Source organism: Microbacterium awajiense (assembly GCF_039536545.1).
GTDB lineage: Bacteria > Actinomycetota > Actinomycetes > Actinomycetales > Microbacteriaceae > Microbacterium > Microbacterium awajiense.
The window spans coordinates 1119925-1136747 of sequence record NZ_BAAAYU010000005.1 but is presented as its reverse complement, the minus strand read 5'-3'; the positions used below and the strand labels follow the sequence as shown (position 1 = coordinate 1136747).

The following is a 16823-nucleotide window of genomic DNA, read 5'->3' as shown; positions in this document are numbered from 1 at the left end:
CCGATCGGCGTCACTCCCGTCGCGATCGCAGCCGTTCCCGCATGCGGATCGGCGAGTTCGTGACCGCGCGCCACGTAATCGACGCGTCCCACCACGACGGTCCGCGGACCTCGGGCACACCGCCCCGCATCCGTATCCGCCATCCGCTGGAGTCGAGCGTGCGATGGTGGTGCCAGCACAGCAGCACACCGTTGTCGGTGCACGTCTGGCCGCCCTTGGCGTGCTCGGTGACGTGGTGGATCTCGCACCAGGTGGCGGAGACGTGACAGCCGGGGATGATGCATCCGCCATCGCGCAGGGTGATCGCCTTGCGCTGATGGGCGTTGAAGACCCGATCGAGGTTGTGGATGGCGACGATGCGGCCGGCGTCATCGGTGACGACACGCTGCACCGCGCCCGTGCACGCGATGTGGCGCGCAACCGACAGCGAGACGGGCGCGGAAGCCCCCGGCACGTGGGCGTGACCGCGACCGGCCACGAGATCTTCGACGCTGACCTGCACCACGAGAGTCGGTGCCGCGCCGCCGATCGTGGGCAGCGCGCCAGACGTGGCGGCGACGCCGAGGATCGTCGCGAGTGCGTCGTGCTGCTTCTGTGCGCGCGATCTCAGGTCGGCCTGCGACGGAATCGGGTCATCGACACCTGCCTCAGCGAAGCGCACCCCCTCGGGATGCGCGGGGCCGTCGCCCTTCGGGTTCAGGATGCTGTCGAACAGCAGCCCGAGCTGCCCCGCGACCTCGGGAAGCAGACTGCCGTGCACCGGAACGAGTCCGTCGCGGCATGTGCCCACCGTCAGTGCGCGCTTGCGCGCGGCGTGTGCTTCGCGGGGCTCGGCGCCGTCTTGATCGAGGTACATCGCCCACACCTGCGCCTGGAGGCGAAGGTCGTCGGCGCAGGAAGCGGGACCGCCGTCTGCTCCCTCGCCGCGCGCGGAGTCGGCCAGTTCGCTCTCGGCGGCCCGTCGTGCAGCCGCGTCGCAGGCCGCGTCGTCGAGCGCACCAGCGACGGCGAGCAGTCCGTCGAGCCCGACCGCACCGGCGGCGACGGCATCACGCATCGAGGGGTACCGCGCAGGGAGCGACTCGCCCGTCGTGATCGACACCGGACACGCGATCGCACGTGCGCCGCTCATCAGTGCACCGACCGTGCGCGAAGACGAGCGCGTCACACGCTGCACCAGCTCTTTCGCCGTTCGGCACCCGAGAGCGGTGGTGATCCGTTCGTCGCGGGGCCGGTCTTCCGCGCGCTGCTGCACGTTCGCGACCGCCTCGATCAGCAGTGCCTCGGTCAACCGGCTGATCGCTGCCACCCTCCCGACCACGGAGAGCAGATCGACGTCGCTCGAACCAAGAAGGCCGTTCGTGTGCAACGTGTTCGACACGGAATCGCCGAGCATCCGCTCTACCTGATCGAGGGTGTCGGCGAGGCTCTCCATGTCTTGATACTCTCAGTGACCTCCGACATTGAGCGGTCGGAAAGAACCAGATCAAACGCAAATTCTTAGAGTGTGGACAACTCGTCTTCTCGGAAGGCTGTGGAGGAGAGGATGACGCGTCCTCCGCCGTTTTCGCGGTGATGTCGACGCCGTTCGCTAGCATGTGCGCAGGCAGGGGCCGAGCCTGCCGCCGGGAGCCGTTCGTGGGGAACTTCGACTTCATCCGGGATCGCTGGCCGAAAGTCTGGGAGGCAGCATCCCGCTCAGAGTCATACCTGCGCAGCGACCCTCGCGCGTCGGCGACGTACGCGCGCCGCGCGGGCGAGATGTTCACGGAGTGGATCTACACCGCTGAGTCGCTCCCCCGCCCCTACGACGACTCGTTCGCGAGTCTGACCGCGCAGCGGCCCTTCCGCGACGTCGTCGGTGCGAACGTCGACGGAGGACTGCGCATCGTGCGACGCATCGGCAACGACGCCGTCCACAAAGAAGAAGACATGCCGCTCGACCGGGCGCGCGGGTCGCTCGAGCAGCTGCACACCATCTGCCGCTGGCTCGACCACTGCTACGGCGATCCGGATGCCGCTCCTCCGGCCGCGTTCGACTTCGCCCGGGTTCCGCCCGCGCCGGCGGTGGCGGTGCGACGTGCCCGCGCCGAGCTGGAGCGCACCCAGGCCGAGTTCGACGAGGCGCGCCGCGCCCTCGCGGCCGAGCAGGAGCACAACGCCGAGCTCCAGCAGCAGATCGCCGCCCTGCAGGCCGAGGCGGCAGCGGCGAAGGCCGCGAAGACGGCCGGCAACGCCGAGCTCGGCATCCCCGATCCGACCCTCGCGACCGAAGCCGAGACGCGGCGCGACCTCATCGACCTTCAGCTACGCGAGGCGGGGTGGCTGCTCGACGGTGAGCGAGACCGCGAGTGGCCGATCAGCGGCATCCCGAGCGCCTCCGGAACCGGAAAGGTCGACTACGTCCTGTGGGGAGACGACGGTGCGCCCCTGGCGGTCGTCGAGGCCAAGCGCACCACCAAGAGCGCCAAGGAAGGGCGGCTGCAGGCCGAGCTGTACGCCGACGCGCTCGAGCGCGAGTACGGGCAGCGTCCACTCATCTACTACACGAACGGCTACGAGACGTGGCTGTGGGACGACCGCCGCTATCCGCCGCGCGCGGTAGCCGGATACATGACGAAGGACCAGCTCGTGCTTGCGATCCAGCGGCGGCACACGCTGAGGCCGCTGTCGACGGCAGTCGTCGACCGACGGATCGTCGAGCGTCCCTATCAGCTGCGCGCGATTCGCGCGGTGACCGAGGCCTTCGAGCAGCAGCGCCGACGCGCCCTGCTCGTCATGGCCACGGGAACCGGCAAGACCCGCACGGTCATCGCGCTGGTCGATGTGCTTCAGAAGGCGAACTGGGTCAAGCGGGTGCTCTTCCTCGCCGACCGCACCGCGCTCGTGAACCAGGCGGTCGCCGCGTTCAAGACCCATCTGCCCGACAGCGCTCCGGTCAACCTCGTCGCCGATCGGTCCGGCGAGAGCCGGGTCTTCGTTTCGACCTACCAGACCGTCATGGGGCTCATCGACGCGGGCGAAGACGACCTGCGCCGGTTCGGCCCCGGCTACTTCGACCTCATCGTCGTCGACGAGGCGCACCGCTCTGTATACAACCGCTACGGCGAGATCTTCGACTACTTCGATGCTCTCGTCGTCGGGCTCACCGCCACCCCTCGCGCCGACGTCGACCACAACACCTACCGCCTGTTCGAACTCGGCGACGGGGTGCCGACCGATGCCTTCGAGCTCGACGACGCGATCGCGGGCGGATACCTCGTGCCGCCTGTCGCGCGGCCGATCGACCTGGGGTTCATGCGTCGCGGCATCCGCTACGCCGATCTCTCCGACGCCGAGCGCGAGGAGTGGGATGCCCTCGAGTGGCAGGACGGCGAGATCCCCGACGAGGTGGATGCCGCGGCGATGAACCGCTGGCTGTTCAACGAAGACACGGTCGACAAGGTGCTCGAGGTGCTGGTCGAGGAGGGTCGGTACGTCGCCGGCGGCGACCGGCTCGGCAAGACGATCGTGTTCGCCAAGAACCAGCGCCACGCCGAGTTCATCGAGAGCCGCTTCGATGCGAACTTCCCCGAGCTGCACGGCCACTTCGCCCGTGTCATCACCTACGCGTCGGGCTCGTACGCGCAGTCGCACATCGACGCGTTCTCGACACCGGGCGCGAACCCGCATCTCGCCATCTCAGTCGACATGCTCGACACCGGCGTCGACATCCCCGACGTCGTCAATCTCGTCTTCTTCAAGCCGGTGCACTCGCACACCAAGTTCTGGCAGATGGTCGGGCGTGGCACGCGGCTTCGACCCGATCTGTATGGACCGGGTGACGACAAGCGCGACTTCGTGATCTTCGACGTGTGCGGCAACATCGACTACTTCAACGAGTCGCTGCCCGAGGCATCCGCTCACCGGTCGCGCTCGCTGACCGAACGCACGTTCCTTCTGCGCGCGCGCCTGATCGCCGACCTCGGGGGGACGCAGGACGCGGATGCCGCGAAGCTGCGCCTGGCACTCGCGGCCCGCATGCACGCGACGGTCGAGGGTATGAACCGCGACAACTTCCTCGTGCGCAAGCATCTTCGAGCGGTCGAGAGGTTCGCGGCCGCAGACGCATGGACGACGCTCACCGCCGACGATGTCGATGCCGCGGCCGAGCTCGCCGGGCTGCCTTCGGCTGCGGAACAGGACCCGGATGAGGCGGCGAAGCGGTTCGATGCGCTCATCCTGGACGCTCAGGTCGCAGTTGCCGAGGGCGCTACCGTGCCCGTCGGTGTCGCGACCCGCATCATCGACATCGTTCGAGCCCTCGGTGATCAGCGCAGCATCCCCGCGGTCGCCGCGCAGTCAGCGCTGCTCGACGCGGTCGCGGATCCGACCTGGTGGGAGGCGGCAGGCGTCGCCCAGCTCGAGCACGTGCGGCTGAGACTCCGCGATCTGGTGCGGCTGATCGGCTCTGATGCGCAGGCGATCATGTACACCGACTTCGAGGACTCGCTCGGCGAGGCCCGCGACGTGACCCTCACGCGGATCGTGCCGGGACTCGACCGCCGCGCGTTCCGCGAGAAGCTGCTCGGGTTCCTCAGCGACCGCACCGATGTCGCGCTGCACAAGCTGCGCACCGGCCGACCGCTCACCGGTGTCGACATCGGCCAGCTGGAAGACATGCTCACCGTCGCGGGCGGCCTCGACGCCGATCAGCTGCACGCAGAGGCGCAGGGCGCCGGCGGGCTCGGCAGGCTCATCCGCTCGATCGTGGGAATGGACCGCTCAGCCATCGAGGAAGCCCTGGCCGACTTCGTGGCCGCACCGGGGTTCACCCACCGCCAGCACGCCTTCGTCGATCTCGTCGTGCAGCAGCTGACCATCTCGGGACACCTCGATCCGCGTCGGCTCTACGACGATCCGTTCGACGGTGTGGCGCCGTCGGGTCCCGATGAGATCTTCGACGACGCGCAGATCATTGATCTGATCTCACGCATCCGCGCGATCGACGAGACCGCCGAGGTCGCGGCAGGCAGCGCGGCGGGATAGACGCCGCCCCCGGCGGCCGTCAATACGCGAAGACCGGTGCGGCGAACGGCATGCGCGAGTCGCGGTACGCGCCCGCCCCGACGAACGACGTGCGGAGGAAGTGCAGCCCGCGACCCGAGATCGTCACCGTCGCACCGAAGCGGCCCTTGTCGGCGGCATCCAGCTCGATCGTCGCGACGACGCGGCCGTTGTCGCTGATGGTCGCGGTTCCGACCGGGGCCGAGCCGTCGTCGGCGAAGACGTGCCCGGCGACGCGCACCGTGCTGCCGGCCTTGACCACGAGCGACGTGGGCGCGACGAACGTCCTGGTGCCGACCGGTTCCGCCTCGACCAGCACGGCAGCCGTACGAGCCGGGATGGTGATCCGGCCACCCTGGGCATCCCACGTCGTCGATGCGACGACCGGGTCGGCGCCGTCGGCCAGCGCGTCGGCCAGCGCGAACTCGCGACCGGCGAGTTCGGGCAGCGCCTGCGACACTGCGTCGGGTGACGCGTTGAACACGACCAGAGCGCCGTCGAGCTCACCGTCGACGTCGGCGCCGACGGTGTCGTCGATCAGCATGACGATCACGCCGGGCGCCGCGTCGGGGCCGCTGCCCGGGAACGACACCTTCTGCTCGATGAGGTCCGCCGATCCGAGGCGCAGCAGCCCCACCTCGTCGCGCGTGCGCAGCAGGTCGAGCGCTGCCGCCTCGGCCGCGGCGATGTCGGATGCCTGGGGCTTCAGCGACGGGTCGGCCAGCAGCGGCGCCATGATCGGCCACTTCGCCTCGTTGTCGGCCGCCCTCGGCAGGCCCGAGCCGAACGTCGACTCCTGGCCGGTCCAGTCGATGCGGTTGAACCAGTCGCCGGAGTTGTAGCTGTTGCGGTCGAGCGACTTCGAGCGCAGCAGCTCGGTGCCGGCGTGCCAGAAGGACGGAGTCTGCGCGTACGCCGTCGTGGCGAGCATAAGGGTGTTCATGCGAACCCGGTCGGCCATCGACGTGTCGACGGGCAGCTTCAGCACGCCGAGGTCGAACAGGGTCTCGTTGTCGTGCGCGTCGACGTACGTGATGATCTCGTCGGGCTGATCGGCGTAGCCGGCGGGCGAGCCGTTGTAATCGAACTCGGCGCCGCTCTTCGTGCTGCCGTCGGCCGCGGTCATCTCGAAGTCGCGCAGGTTGCCTGCGAGTCCGAGTTTGACGAGGTCGGTCTTGCGCGCGAGGTCGCCGGCCGCGTCGCCGGGCACCCCGGGGCGCGCGTTCGGGTCGGTCAGCAGGCCGGTGCCGAAGCCCTGGTAGAACGTCGACGATCCGTCGACCGGGCTGCCGCCGTGCACGGCATCGCGCAGTCGGTCGCTGAACGTGCCGATGCCGGTGCCGCCGAGCTGACCTTGCGTCGCCTGCTCGAACAGCGCGTTGTTCGCGACCTCGCCGAAGTTCCAGCCCTCGCCGTACAGGTAGATGCGCGAACCGTCGACGCCGTCCTTCTTGAGGGTGAGCTCGTCGAGCGCGTCGCGGATCGCGAGCATGTTCGCCTTCGAGTGGTGGCCCATCAGGTCGAACCGGAAGCCGTCGACCTTGTAGTCGCGCGCCCACGAGACGACCGAGTCGACCATGAGCTTCTGTGCGACCTCGTGCTCGGTCGCCACGTTCTGGCAGCACGTCGAGGTCTCGACGGCTCCCGCCGCATTCAGCCGGTGGTAGTAGCCCGGCACGACCCGATCGAGCACGCTCTTCTCGCCCTGGCCCGACTGCGCGGTGTGGTTGAACACCTGGTCGAGCACGACCTGCAGTCCCATGCCGTGCAGCGCCCCGACCATCTCGCGGAACTCATGCACGCGCTCACCGCCGTCGGGATCGACCGCGTACGAGCCTTCGGGCACCGTGTAGTGGTACGGGTCGTAGCCCCAGTTGAAGCCGTCGGCGTCGACGACCGCTTCGATGCACGCCTGCTGCTCGGTCGAGTCGGGCGCGAACGACGACAGGTCGCAGTCGGGCACAGCCTGCGCGGCGCGGTCCTCCTCGATCGTGGCGATGTCGAAGGTCGGCAGCAGGTGCACCGTGTTGATCCCGGCATCCGCCAACTCCCGCAGCTGCGCCGTGCCTGCGCTGTCACGGGTGAAGGCACGGTAGGTGCCGCGCTCGGCGGCGGGCACGCTCTCGTCGGTGATCGAGAAGTCGCGCACGTGCAGCTCGTAGATCGCGCGATCGACCGGGCGCGACACGATGGGCGCCTTCGTCTTCTCCCACGCCTTCGGCTTCCACTGCTTGTCGTCGAGGTCGATCGCGACGCTGCGCTCCGAGTTCAGGGTGAGCGCGACCGAGTACGGGTCGGTGACCGCGTTGGTCTCGATCGCCCCGGTGGCCGGCGCGTAGACCACGACCTCCCACAGGTATTCGTCGCCCTTGAGGGCCGTCTTGCCCTTCACGCTCCAGACTCCGGATGCCGCATCCCGCGCCGCCTCGTGGCGCTGCGGGTCGCCCGTCGCACCGGCATCCCACGTCAGCAGCGTCGCGGACTGCGCCGTCGGCGCCCACAGCCGGAACGTCGGCTTGTTGCCCTGGAAGCTGACGCCGAGCTCAACCTCGTCGACGGCTTCCGCGTACAGATCGTCGAGCACGCCCGGGATCTGCACGCCGGTGAAGCCGGTGAGCACACCCCCGGCGTCGCGCTGGGCGACCATCAGCTGTCCGGTCAGCAGGGCTGCCACGTCGTCGCGGCTCACGCCGTCGAGGTGCAGCGCGATACCGCCGGCGAGCGCCGGGAATCGTTCGACCTGGTCGGCGGTGAGCCCGTCGCCGGCGGCGAGCGCGATCGGGTCGGCCCCGGTCACGTCGCCGTCGCCGAGGGCGATCGACGCGTCGGCCGAGGCGTAGAGCTCGTAGCCCGCGCCGTCGGTCGCGCCGAGCCCCGACGGCCACACGAGCGTGTCGGCGTCGATCCAGTGGGCGCGCTCCTCGCCCACGCCGGCCAACGGCGGATTCTCGACGACGATCTCGAGGATGTGGGTGTCGAGCGTGTAGCGGAACACGACGAGCTCGCCGTCGCCGACGCTGAACGACAGGTTCGCACCGCCGGGGGCACCGCCCTCGCCGTAGTTCTCGCCCCAGCTCATGCCGTGCGCGACCTTGACCTCGTAGGCACCGGCAGGGATCTCGTCGGTCGAGAACTCGTAGACGCCGTCGCGGTCGCCGTCGGCCATCAGGCTCGCCAGGCACTCGGGCTGCCAGTCGCCGGGGCATCCGATCTCATCCTGGTACGAGCCGGGCAGCGTGACGATGGGGCCTTCGGCCGTCGACTGCACGATGTTCGATCGGGGATCGAAGTAGAACGTGATCGCGCCGCCACCGTGGCTGATGGCGATGTTCGGACCGTCGGCCGCCCCGTTCGCGCCGTAGTTGATCGCCCACGAGCCGTTGATCGCGACCTTGTACTCGTAGTCGCCGGCCGGCAGGTCGAAGGTGCCCGCCCAGATGCCGTCGCTGCGCAGGGTCAGCTTCGCCGCGTCGCAGCCGGGACTCCAGTCCCCCGCGCAGCCCATCTCGCTGTTGAGGCTGCCCGGCACGGTCACCATGTCGATGTCCGACTCGGGCTCGTCGTCGACCGCGAGCGCGACGCTGTGGCCGACCGAAGCGTAAGTGGATGCCGCAGCGCGGCCACCCGCGGCATCGGTCGTCACCGCGCGGTACTCGACGAGCGTGCCGGGGGCGAGCCCGCGGATGTCGTGGAAGACCCGCGGCTCGGTGTCTTCGGCGGTGCCGAGCGGGTGCCACTCGGCTGCACCGACCACGCGCCACGCGAAGCTCGTCTCTGCCCAGGTGGCGTCATCGATGTCGGCGGCGACGGCGACCTGGCCCGCGAGCGCGGCTCCCGCTGCGGGCGCCGTCACGGTGAGCGAGTGCGGGGTGGCGGGTGCCGTGACCGCGGCACCGGCCTTCCAGACCACCGCCGACAGCGGCGGCACGGTCACGGATGCCGTCGCCGAGGCATCCGTCGTGAAGGTCGCACCGTCGCCGTAGACCGCCGCGAACGAGGCCGAGCCCGTGAGGGTCGACAGCTCGACCGTCTGAGCGCTGGTCGCGTTGTTGAGGGCGACGAGGTACTCGACCTTGGCATCGCGGTCGACGCGCGAGAAGGCGTAGACGCCCGGCCCGTCGGCGGCGTGGCGTTCGATCTGCGCGCCCGTCACGAGCGCCGGGTGCGCTGCGCGCAGCGCCGCGAGGTCGGCGATGTGCTCGTACACCGGCGCGTCGGTGGCGTAGCGATCGGTCGAGCCGGCCGTCTCGCCGGTGATGAGGTTCTGGTTCTGGTACTCGGGCACCTGGCTGGCGAACAGTGTCTGGCGCGCGCTCTTGTCGTTGCCGGGCGCCGCGCCGGCGAAACCCTGCTCGTCGCCGTAGTAGACGACGGGCTGGCCGCGGCCGAGGAACATCAGATCGTGCGCGAGCAGGTCGCGCTGCAGCGGCTGCGACTGGCTCTGCAGGAAGTAGCCGACCCGGCCCATGTCGTGGTTGCCGAGGAAGGTCGGCAGCGCCGTGGACGACGAGTCGGGCGTCGTGTACCGGTCGTCGCCGGCGTACAGCGACTGCAGCCCCTTGGCGCTGTTGCCGGCGGCGAAGCTGACCGCCGCCGACTGGAAGGTGAAGTCGAGCACCGAGTTCATGTCGGTGTCGCGGATGTACGGGGCGAGCTTGACCGGGTCGGCGTCGTAGACCTCACCGAACATGAAGAAGTCGGGCTTGCCCGCCGCGTGCGCGTAGTCGAGCACGTCAGTCGACCACTGCTCCCAGAACTCGAAGTTCACGTGCTTGGCGGTGTCGATGCGGAAGCCGTCGATGCCGAGGTCGATCCAGTCCTGGTAGACCTCGACGAAGCCGCTGACGACGGTGGGATGCTCGGTCATCAGATCGTCGAGACCGGCGAAGTCGCCGTAGGTGACCGATTCGCCCGACCACGTCGAGTCGCCGCGGTTGTGGTACAGCGTCGGGTCGTTCAGCCACGCCGGGGTCTTGGCATCCGCCTCGGCGGGGGCGACGACCGGGGTGTACGGGAAGCTCGTGGCGGCATCGAGGGCGGGGAACGTGCCGGTGCCCGCGTACTGGGCCGGGTCGAACGCCGTGCCGTCGGCGGCACGGTAGGGCTCGGTCGCCTGATCGATGTACGAGTACTGGCCCTCGGCGTACGAGATCACGTCGGCGGTGTGGTTCGTGATGATGTCGAAGTACACCTTGATGCCGCGGGCGTGCGCGTCGGCGATAAGCGCTTCGAGTTCGGCGTTCGTGCCCAGGTGCGGGTCGATGCGGGTGAAGTCGGTGACCCAATACCCGTGGTAGCCCGCGCTCGCATCGGCGCCCGTGCCCTGCACCGGCTTGTTGGCGAAGCTCGGCGTCAGCCAGATCGCAGTGGTGCCGAGGCCTTCGATGTAGTCGAGCTTGCCGTGCAGGCCCGCGAGGTCGCCCCCGTTGAAGAACGCCTTGTCGGTCGGGTCGAAGCCGTGGGCGAGGCGGTCGCCGACGATGCCGGCCGTGTCGTTCGTGGTGTCGCCGTTGGCGAACCGGTCGGTCATCACGAAGTAGAACTGCTCTGCGCTGCCGGGCTGGCGCACCGGCGCGGCCACGAGGCCGGCATCCGCCGCCTCGTAGTCGCCGCGCAGCGAGACCGCCTCGAGCCCCACCCGGTGGGTGGTGTCGTCGAAGAGGAAGCGGAGAGTCGCCGGACCCCCGAGGGTGAGCGGGATGTTGTTCCCCTCGAGCCCGTACGACTCGTCCCACGCGTCGTCGACGGCGACCTTGTACTCCCAGGTGCCGGCCGGAACCTCGAACTCGGCGGCGTAGACGCCTGCCGTCGCGGTCGGCGCCAACTCGGAGGCGGTGCACTCGGGCTGCCAGTCGCCGGGGCATCCGATCTCGGATTGCAGGCTGCCGACAACGGCGAAGGTGCGCTCAGCGGCTGTCGCGGGAGCCGCGGCGATCACTCCCCCCGTGACGACCAGTGCTCCGGCGGCAAGACCGGCGATGAGGCGGCGGACACGGGCTGTGGTCGTCTTCGACACAGGGGCTCCTGGGGGCGGGGCTCAAGGCACGGCGTCGTGCCGGGGGTGCGTGTCCGCCGAGAGTAGCCCGCAGGAAGCGGTTAATGCAAGCGCTTGCAGTGAATCCGTCGCGACGTCAGATCCGCTCGATGATCGTCGCGTTCGCGAGCCCGCCGCCCTCGCACATCGTCTGCAGGCCGTACCGCCCGCCGGTCGCCTCGAGGTGCGCGACGAGGGTGCCGAGCAGACGCGTCCCCGACGCCCCGACCGCATGCCCGAGCGCGATCGCCCCGCCCCACGGGTTGAGCTTCGCCGGGTCGACGTCGAATTCGCGCAGCCAGGCGAGGGGTACCGACGCGAACGCCTCATTGACCTCGAAGGCGTCGATGTCGCCGGCCGACAGGCCCGCACGGTCGAGGACGCGCCGAGTGGCGGGAATCGGTCCCGTGAGCATCAGCATCGGGTCGTCGCCGACGACCGCGAAGGCGTGGAAGCGTGCCCGGGGCGTCAAGCCCAGATGCTCCGCGGTGTCGGCACCCATGATGAGCGCGGCGGATGCGGCATCCGTCAGTGGCGACGAGTTGCCCGCGGTGATGTTCCACCCCACGTCGGGGAATCGGGCGGCGAGCTCGTCGGTGCGGAACGCCGACCGCAGCCCGGCGAGCCCCTCGACGGTCGTCCCCGCGCGAACCGTCTCGTCGAACGACACCGCGTCGGGGCCGTCGCCGAGCACGGGGATCACCTGGTTGTCGAAGCGTCCCGCGTGCCAGGCTTCGGCCGCGCGACGGTGCGACTCGGCCGCGAAGGCGTCGAGTTCGTCGCGGGCGAGAGACCACTTCGCGGCGATGAGCTCGGCCGAGACCCCCTGGTTCACGAGTCCCTCGGGGTAGCGGTCCGCGATGCCGCGCGAGAGCGAGCCGCCGACGCGCGACGATCCGAGTGGCACACGGCTCATCGACTCGACGCCGCCGGCGATCACGATGTCGTACGCACCCGACATCACACCCTGCGCGGCGAAGTGCGCGGCCTGCTGGCTCGATCCGCACTGGCGGTCGACGGTGGTCGCCGGCACGCCCTCGTCGAAGCCGGCGGCGAGGGTCACCTGGCGCGCGATGTTCATCGCCTGGTCGCCGACCTGACTGACGCACCCGAGGATCACATCGTCGATCTGTCGGGATTCCAGGCCGCTGCGCATCAGCACCGCTCGGAGCACGTCGGCCGCGAGGTCGACGGGGTGGATGCCGCTCAGCGCGCCTCCGGGCTTTCCGCGCCCGGCCGGCGTGCGAACGACGTCGACGATGACGGCGTCTCTCATGGCAGCTCTCCGCTCAGCCGGCTGCTTCTTCGGGACGCTCGGCGATGTCGATCGCGGCGGTGTCGGGCACGTAGCCGTCGATGTGCCGCTCGTCGGGTCCGCTGTACGCCGACAGCGGGCGGATCAGCGCGTTCGCCGACAGCTGCTCCATGATGTGCGCGGTCCACCCGGTGACGCGGGCGGCGACGAACAGCGGCGTGAAGGTCGGCGTGTCGAACCCGATGAGCTGGTAGGCCGGCCCCGACGGATAGTCGAGGTTCGGGTAGATGCCCTTGCGGCTGACGAACTCGCTCTCGAGCGCGTCGTACAGCGCGGCGACGTCGGGTCGGTCGTAGTGCGCGACCAGGGAGTCGAGGGCGGCCTTCATCGTGGGCACGCGCGAGTCGCCGCGCTTGTACACGCGGTGGCCGAAGCCCATGATCTTGCGCTTGGACGCGAGCGCCTCGTCGAGCCACGGCGCGACGTTGTCGGCCGAACCGATCTCGTCGAAGACGTGCAGCACCGCCTCGTTCGCCCCGCCGTGCAGCGGTCCCTTGAGGGCGCCGACGGCCGCCACGACCGCCGAATACAGGTCGCTCAGCGTCGAGGTGACCACGCGCGCGGTGAACGTCGACGCGTTGAACGAGTGCTCGGCGTACAGGATCATCGAGCGGTTGAAGGCGTCGACGACCACGTCGTCCGCCTCTTCACCGAAGGTCATCCAGAGGAAGTTCGCCGCGTAGTCGAGATCTTCGCGCGGCTCGACGAGGTCTTCGCCGCGGCGCCGTCGCTGGCCGTAGGCGACGATCGCGGGCAGCACGGCGAACAGGCGGATGCTGCGGTCCAGATTCTCGGCGGGTGTGCCGCTCGCGTCGAGCACCGAGCCGATGCCGGCGAGGTCGCGGGCGCCGTAGAGGCTCAGCGCCGTGCGCACCTCATCCATCGGATGCGCGTCGACGGGCACCAGATCGATCGCCGCCTTCACATCGTCGGGCAGCGCCCGGTTGGCGCGCTCGGCGGCGCGCAGCTCGGCCAGTTGCGTGGCATCCGGCAGCTCGCCGTTCCACAGCAGGTACGCGACCGCCTCGAACGGTTGGGTCGCCGCGAGCTCCTGCACCGGATAGCCCCGGTACAGCAGCGAGTTGGTCTCGGGGTTCACCTTGCTGATCGCGGTGTAGTCCGCGACCACACCGGCAAGGCCCTTCTTGATCTGTGTCGGGTCGGTCATGCGTGCTCCTTCGCGGCGCTCAGCGGGTGATGTGGAAGTCGAAGACGTTCTGGTCGAAGCGGCTGTACTGCTCGTAGTCGATGAGGTCGTACAGATCGGCGCGGTGCTGCATCTCGTCGAGCTTCGCGGTGAGGTGCCCGTCCGTCTCGAGCGTATCGAGCGCACGGGATGCCGCGCCCATCGCGATGCGCAGCAGCGACACCGGCCAGATCACGATGTTCACGCCGACGTCGCGCAACTGGTCGACGCTGAACAGGTCGGACTTCCCGAACTCGGTCATGTTGGCGAGGATCGGCACGTCGACCGCCGCGCGCACTGCGGCGAACTCGTCGAGCGTGCGCATGGCCTCGGGGAAGATCGCGTCGGCGCCGGCATCCACCAGCGCCTTCGCGCGGTCGATCGCCGACTCGAGCCCCTCGACGGCGCGGATGTCGGTGCGCGCCATGATGAGGAAATTCTCGTCGCGGCGCGCGTCGGCGGCCGCCCGGATCCGCTTGATCGCGGTGTCCTCGTCGACGACGCTCTTGCCGTCGAGGTGGCCGCACCGCTTGGGGTTGATCTGATCCTCGATGTGGGTGCCGGCCAGGCCCGCATCCTCGAGGGTCTGGATCGTGCGCGCCACGTTCATGGGCTCACCGAAGCCGGTGTCGGCGTCGATGATCGCCGGCAGGTCGGTCATGCGCGCGATCTGCTGCCCACGACCGGCGACCTCGGTCAGCGTCGTCAGCCCGATGTCGGGCAGGCCCAGGTCGGCCGACAGCACCGCCCCCGAGATGTACACGCCCTCGAACCCTTTGCGCTCGATGAGCCGCGCCGAGAGCGGATTGAACGCGCCCGGGAAGCGCAACAGCTCGCCCGACGCGAGTCGCTCGCGGAAGAGCCGCCGCTTCTCGCCCGCCGACACCGTGGAGTACAGCATCAGCTCTCCCCCTCTGCGCCACGAAGTCCGGAGAATGTCACGAACTTCGGATGATTCGGGCGCTGGGCTCCGAGGTTCGCGCGATTCTCCGAAGTTCGTGCAGCCACGAGCGCCAGCATCAGAACAGACCCTTCGGCGCCGGCGCCCCGGCGAGGACGCCCGGCTTGGCGACGATCGACAGCGCGCGCACCTCGTCGGCGGTGAGCTCGGGCAGGCGCTGGGCGAGCTCGAGGAATCGCTCGATCTCGGAAGCGTCGAGCACCGGCTCGGCCAGCAGACGGAACTTGCGTATGTAGTCCTCTCGGGCGAACGGGCGCGCGCCGAGCGGATGCGCGTCGGCGACGGCGATCTCGTCCTCGATCACGGTGCCGTCGGTCAGCGTGATGACGACGCGGCCGCCGAACGCCTTCTCGTTCGGGTCGTCGGAGTGGTAGCGGCGCGTCCACTCCTCGTCCTCGGCGGTGGTGACCTTGTGCCACAGCGCGACGGTGTCTTCGCGCCCCGCGCGCTCGGGCGTGTACGAGTCGACGTGGTGCCATCCGCCATCCTGCAGCGCGACCGCGAAGATGTACGGGATCGAGTGGTCGAGGGTCTCGCGCGACGCCGTGGGGTCGTACTTCTGCGGGTCGTTCGCGCCCGAACCGATCACGTAGTGCGTGTGGTGCGAGGTGTGCAGCACGATCGAGTCGACGTCGGCCGGGTCGAAGGATGCCTCGTTGTGCAGCTTGCGGGCCAGGTCGATCCACGCCTGTGCCTGGTACTCGGCCGAGTGCTCCTTCGTGTACGAGTCGAGGATGCCGCGCTTGGGCTCGCCTTCGGCCGGCAACGGCACGTCGTAGGTGGCATCCGGGCCGTCGAGCATCCACGCGATGACACCGTCTTCACCTTCGTAGATGGGCGACGGCGAGGTCTCACCGCGCATCGCGCGGTCGACGGCCTCGACGGCCATCTTGCCTGCGAAGGCCGGGGCGTGCGCCTTCCAGGTGGAGATCTCGCCCTTGCGCGACTGCCGGGTCGCGGTCGTGGTGTGCAGCGCCTGCCCGACCGCCTGGTAGATGGTCTCGACGTCGAGGTCGAGCAGAGTGCCGATGCCGGCCGCAGCCGAGGGACCGAGGTGGGCGACGTGGTCGATCTTGTGCTTGTGCAGGCAGATCGCGCGCACCAGGTCGATCTGGATCTCGTAGCCGGTCGCGAGACCGCGCACGAGCGCTGCACCGTCGGCGCCGACGTGCTGGGCGACGGCGACGATCGGCGGGATGTTGTCGCCGGGGTGCGAGTAGTCGGCGGCGAGGAAGGTGTCGTGGTAGTCGAGTTCGCGCACGGCGACGCCGTTCGCCCATGCGGCCCACTCGGGGCTGGTGCGGCGGTCGAGTGCACACCCGAAGATCGTGGCGCCGGCGCCCGAGACCGACACGGCGTGGTCGAGCGCCTGCTGGCGCGCCGCGCTGACGGGGGCGCGGGTGAGGGATGCCGCGGCGACGGCCGCGTTGTCGATGATCCGGTTGATGATCATGTCGACGACCTCGGGATCGACGGCGACCGGGTCGGCCGCGACCTCGGCGATGTGCCAGGCGAGCTGGCCCTCGCGCGCGAGGTTCTCGTCGCTGCGGTGGACGCGGAGGTGGTGGGTGACGGTCATGCTGCTCCTTGATCGGTGTGGTTCTCGTCGAGCGAGGCGAGGATGCTCGACAGGGCGTTGTGCAGGTGGATGTGGGTGGCGTGCGCGGCGAGCTCGGCGTCGCCGGCGGCGATGGCGGTGGCGATCAGCCGGTGCTCGGCGACGGACGCCGCGAGTCGGTCGGGGTTGTCGCGGGCCAGGCGGCGCACGCGCACGAGGTGGGTGCGCACCGTGCGCAGGGCGGCGGTGAGGTAGTCGTTGGCGACGGCGTCGTCGATCGCCGCGTCGAAGCGGGCGATCAGGGCGTAGTAGGTGTCGCGGCCGGCGGCGGCGTCCAGACGCACGTCGTCGAGGCCGGTCGCGATGGCGGCGAATGCGGTGCGTGAGCCGCGGAGTGCGGCGAGCTGGGCGGCGGTCTCTTCGAGGGCGCGGCGCAGCTCGAAGAGCTCGCGGATGTCGTCGGCGTCGATGGCGCTCACGACCGTGACCCGCGGCGACTGCTGCACCACGAGGCCTGCGGCCGCGAGGCGGCCGAGCGCTTCGCGCAGCGGCGTGCGGCTGACGCCGAGGCGGGAAGCCTGCTCGGTCTCGGCGAGCACGGTGCCCGGGGGCAGGATCCCGCTCTGGATCTCGTCGAGGAGCGTCGCGTACGCCCGATCGCTCGCGCGCATCCGATCACCTCCCGAAGACCCTCTTCATGTATACACTGCAGGGCCGAAGGGC

At 69.7% G+C, this 16823-nt stretch carries 8 protein-coding genes; 1 reads left to right on the top strand and 7 read right to left on the bottom strand.

All coding sequences use genetic code 11. From position 1 onward, the window contains the following. Positions 1–10: 10 nt before the first annotated feature. Complete coding sequence (locus ABD663_RS12010) at positions 11–1435, bottom strand: HNH endonuclease signature motif containing protein (protein WP_344738835.1); 1425 nt, start codon at positions 1433–1435, stop codon at positions 11–13. 203 nt (positions 1436–1638) lie between these two features. Between ABD663_RS12010 and ABD663_RS12005 the strand changes: the two genes are divergently transcribed. Next, entirely contained in the window at positions 1639–5028 is a 3390-nt protein-coding gene (locus ABD663_RS12005; protein WP_344738833.1) for a DEAD/DEAH box helicase family protein, read from the top strand. Positions 5029–5047: 19 nt separating this feature from the next. Here ABD663_RS12005 and pulA read toward each other — a convergent pair whose 3' ends face one another. From pulA to ABD663_RS11975, 6 genes are all read right to left on the bottom strand, one after another. Then, positions 5048–11062, bottom strand: coding sequence for a pullulanase-type alpha-1,6-glucosidase (pulA, locus tag ABD663_RS12000; RefSeq protein ID WP_344738831.1), 6015 nt, complete (start codon positions 11060–11062; stop codon positions 5048–5050). A gap of 115 nt (positions 11063–11177) precedes the next feature. Continuing rightward, complete coding sequence (locus ABD663_RS11995; protein WP_344738829.1) at positions 11178–12356, bottom strand: thiolase family protein; 1179 nt, start codon at positions 12354–12356, stop codon at positions 11178–11180. Positions 12357–12369: 13 nt separating this feature from the next. After that, positions 12370–13563, bottom strand: coding sequence for a bifunctional 2-methylcitrate synthase/citrate synthase (locus ABD663_RS11990; protein ID WP_344738827.1), 1194 nt, complete (start codon positions 13561–13563; stop codon positions 12370–12372). Positions 13564–13582: 19 nt separating this feature from the next. Then, the gene (gene prpB, locus ABD663_RS11985) at positions 13583–14482 is read right to left on the bottom strand and encodes a methylisocitrate lyase (RefSeq protein WP_344738825.1); all 900 of its coding nucleotides are present in this window, start codon (positions 14480–14482) and stop codon (positions 13583–13585) included. A gap of 118 nt (positions 14483–14600) precedes the next feature. After that, complete coding sequence (locus tag ABD663_RS11980) at positions 14601–16121, bottom strand: MmgE/PrpD family protein (protein WP_344738823.1); 1521 nt, start codon at positions 16119–16121, stop codon at positions 14601–14603. Continuing rightward, positions 16118–16771: a GntR family transcriptional regulator gene (locus ABD663_RS11975; RefSeq protein ID WP_344738821.1), complete on the bottom strand. Its 654-nt coding sequence runs from the start codon at positions 16769–16771 to the stop codon at positions 16118–16120. The genes ABD663_RS11980 and ABD663_RS11975 overlap by 4 nt, the downstream gene beginning before the upstream one ends. Positions 16772–16823: the final 52 nt, after the last annotated feature.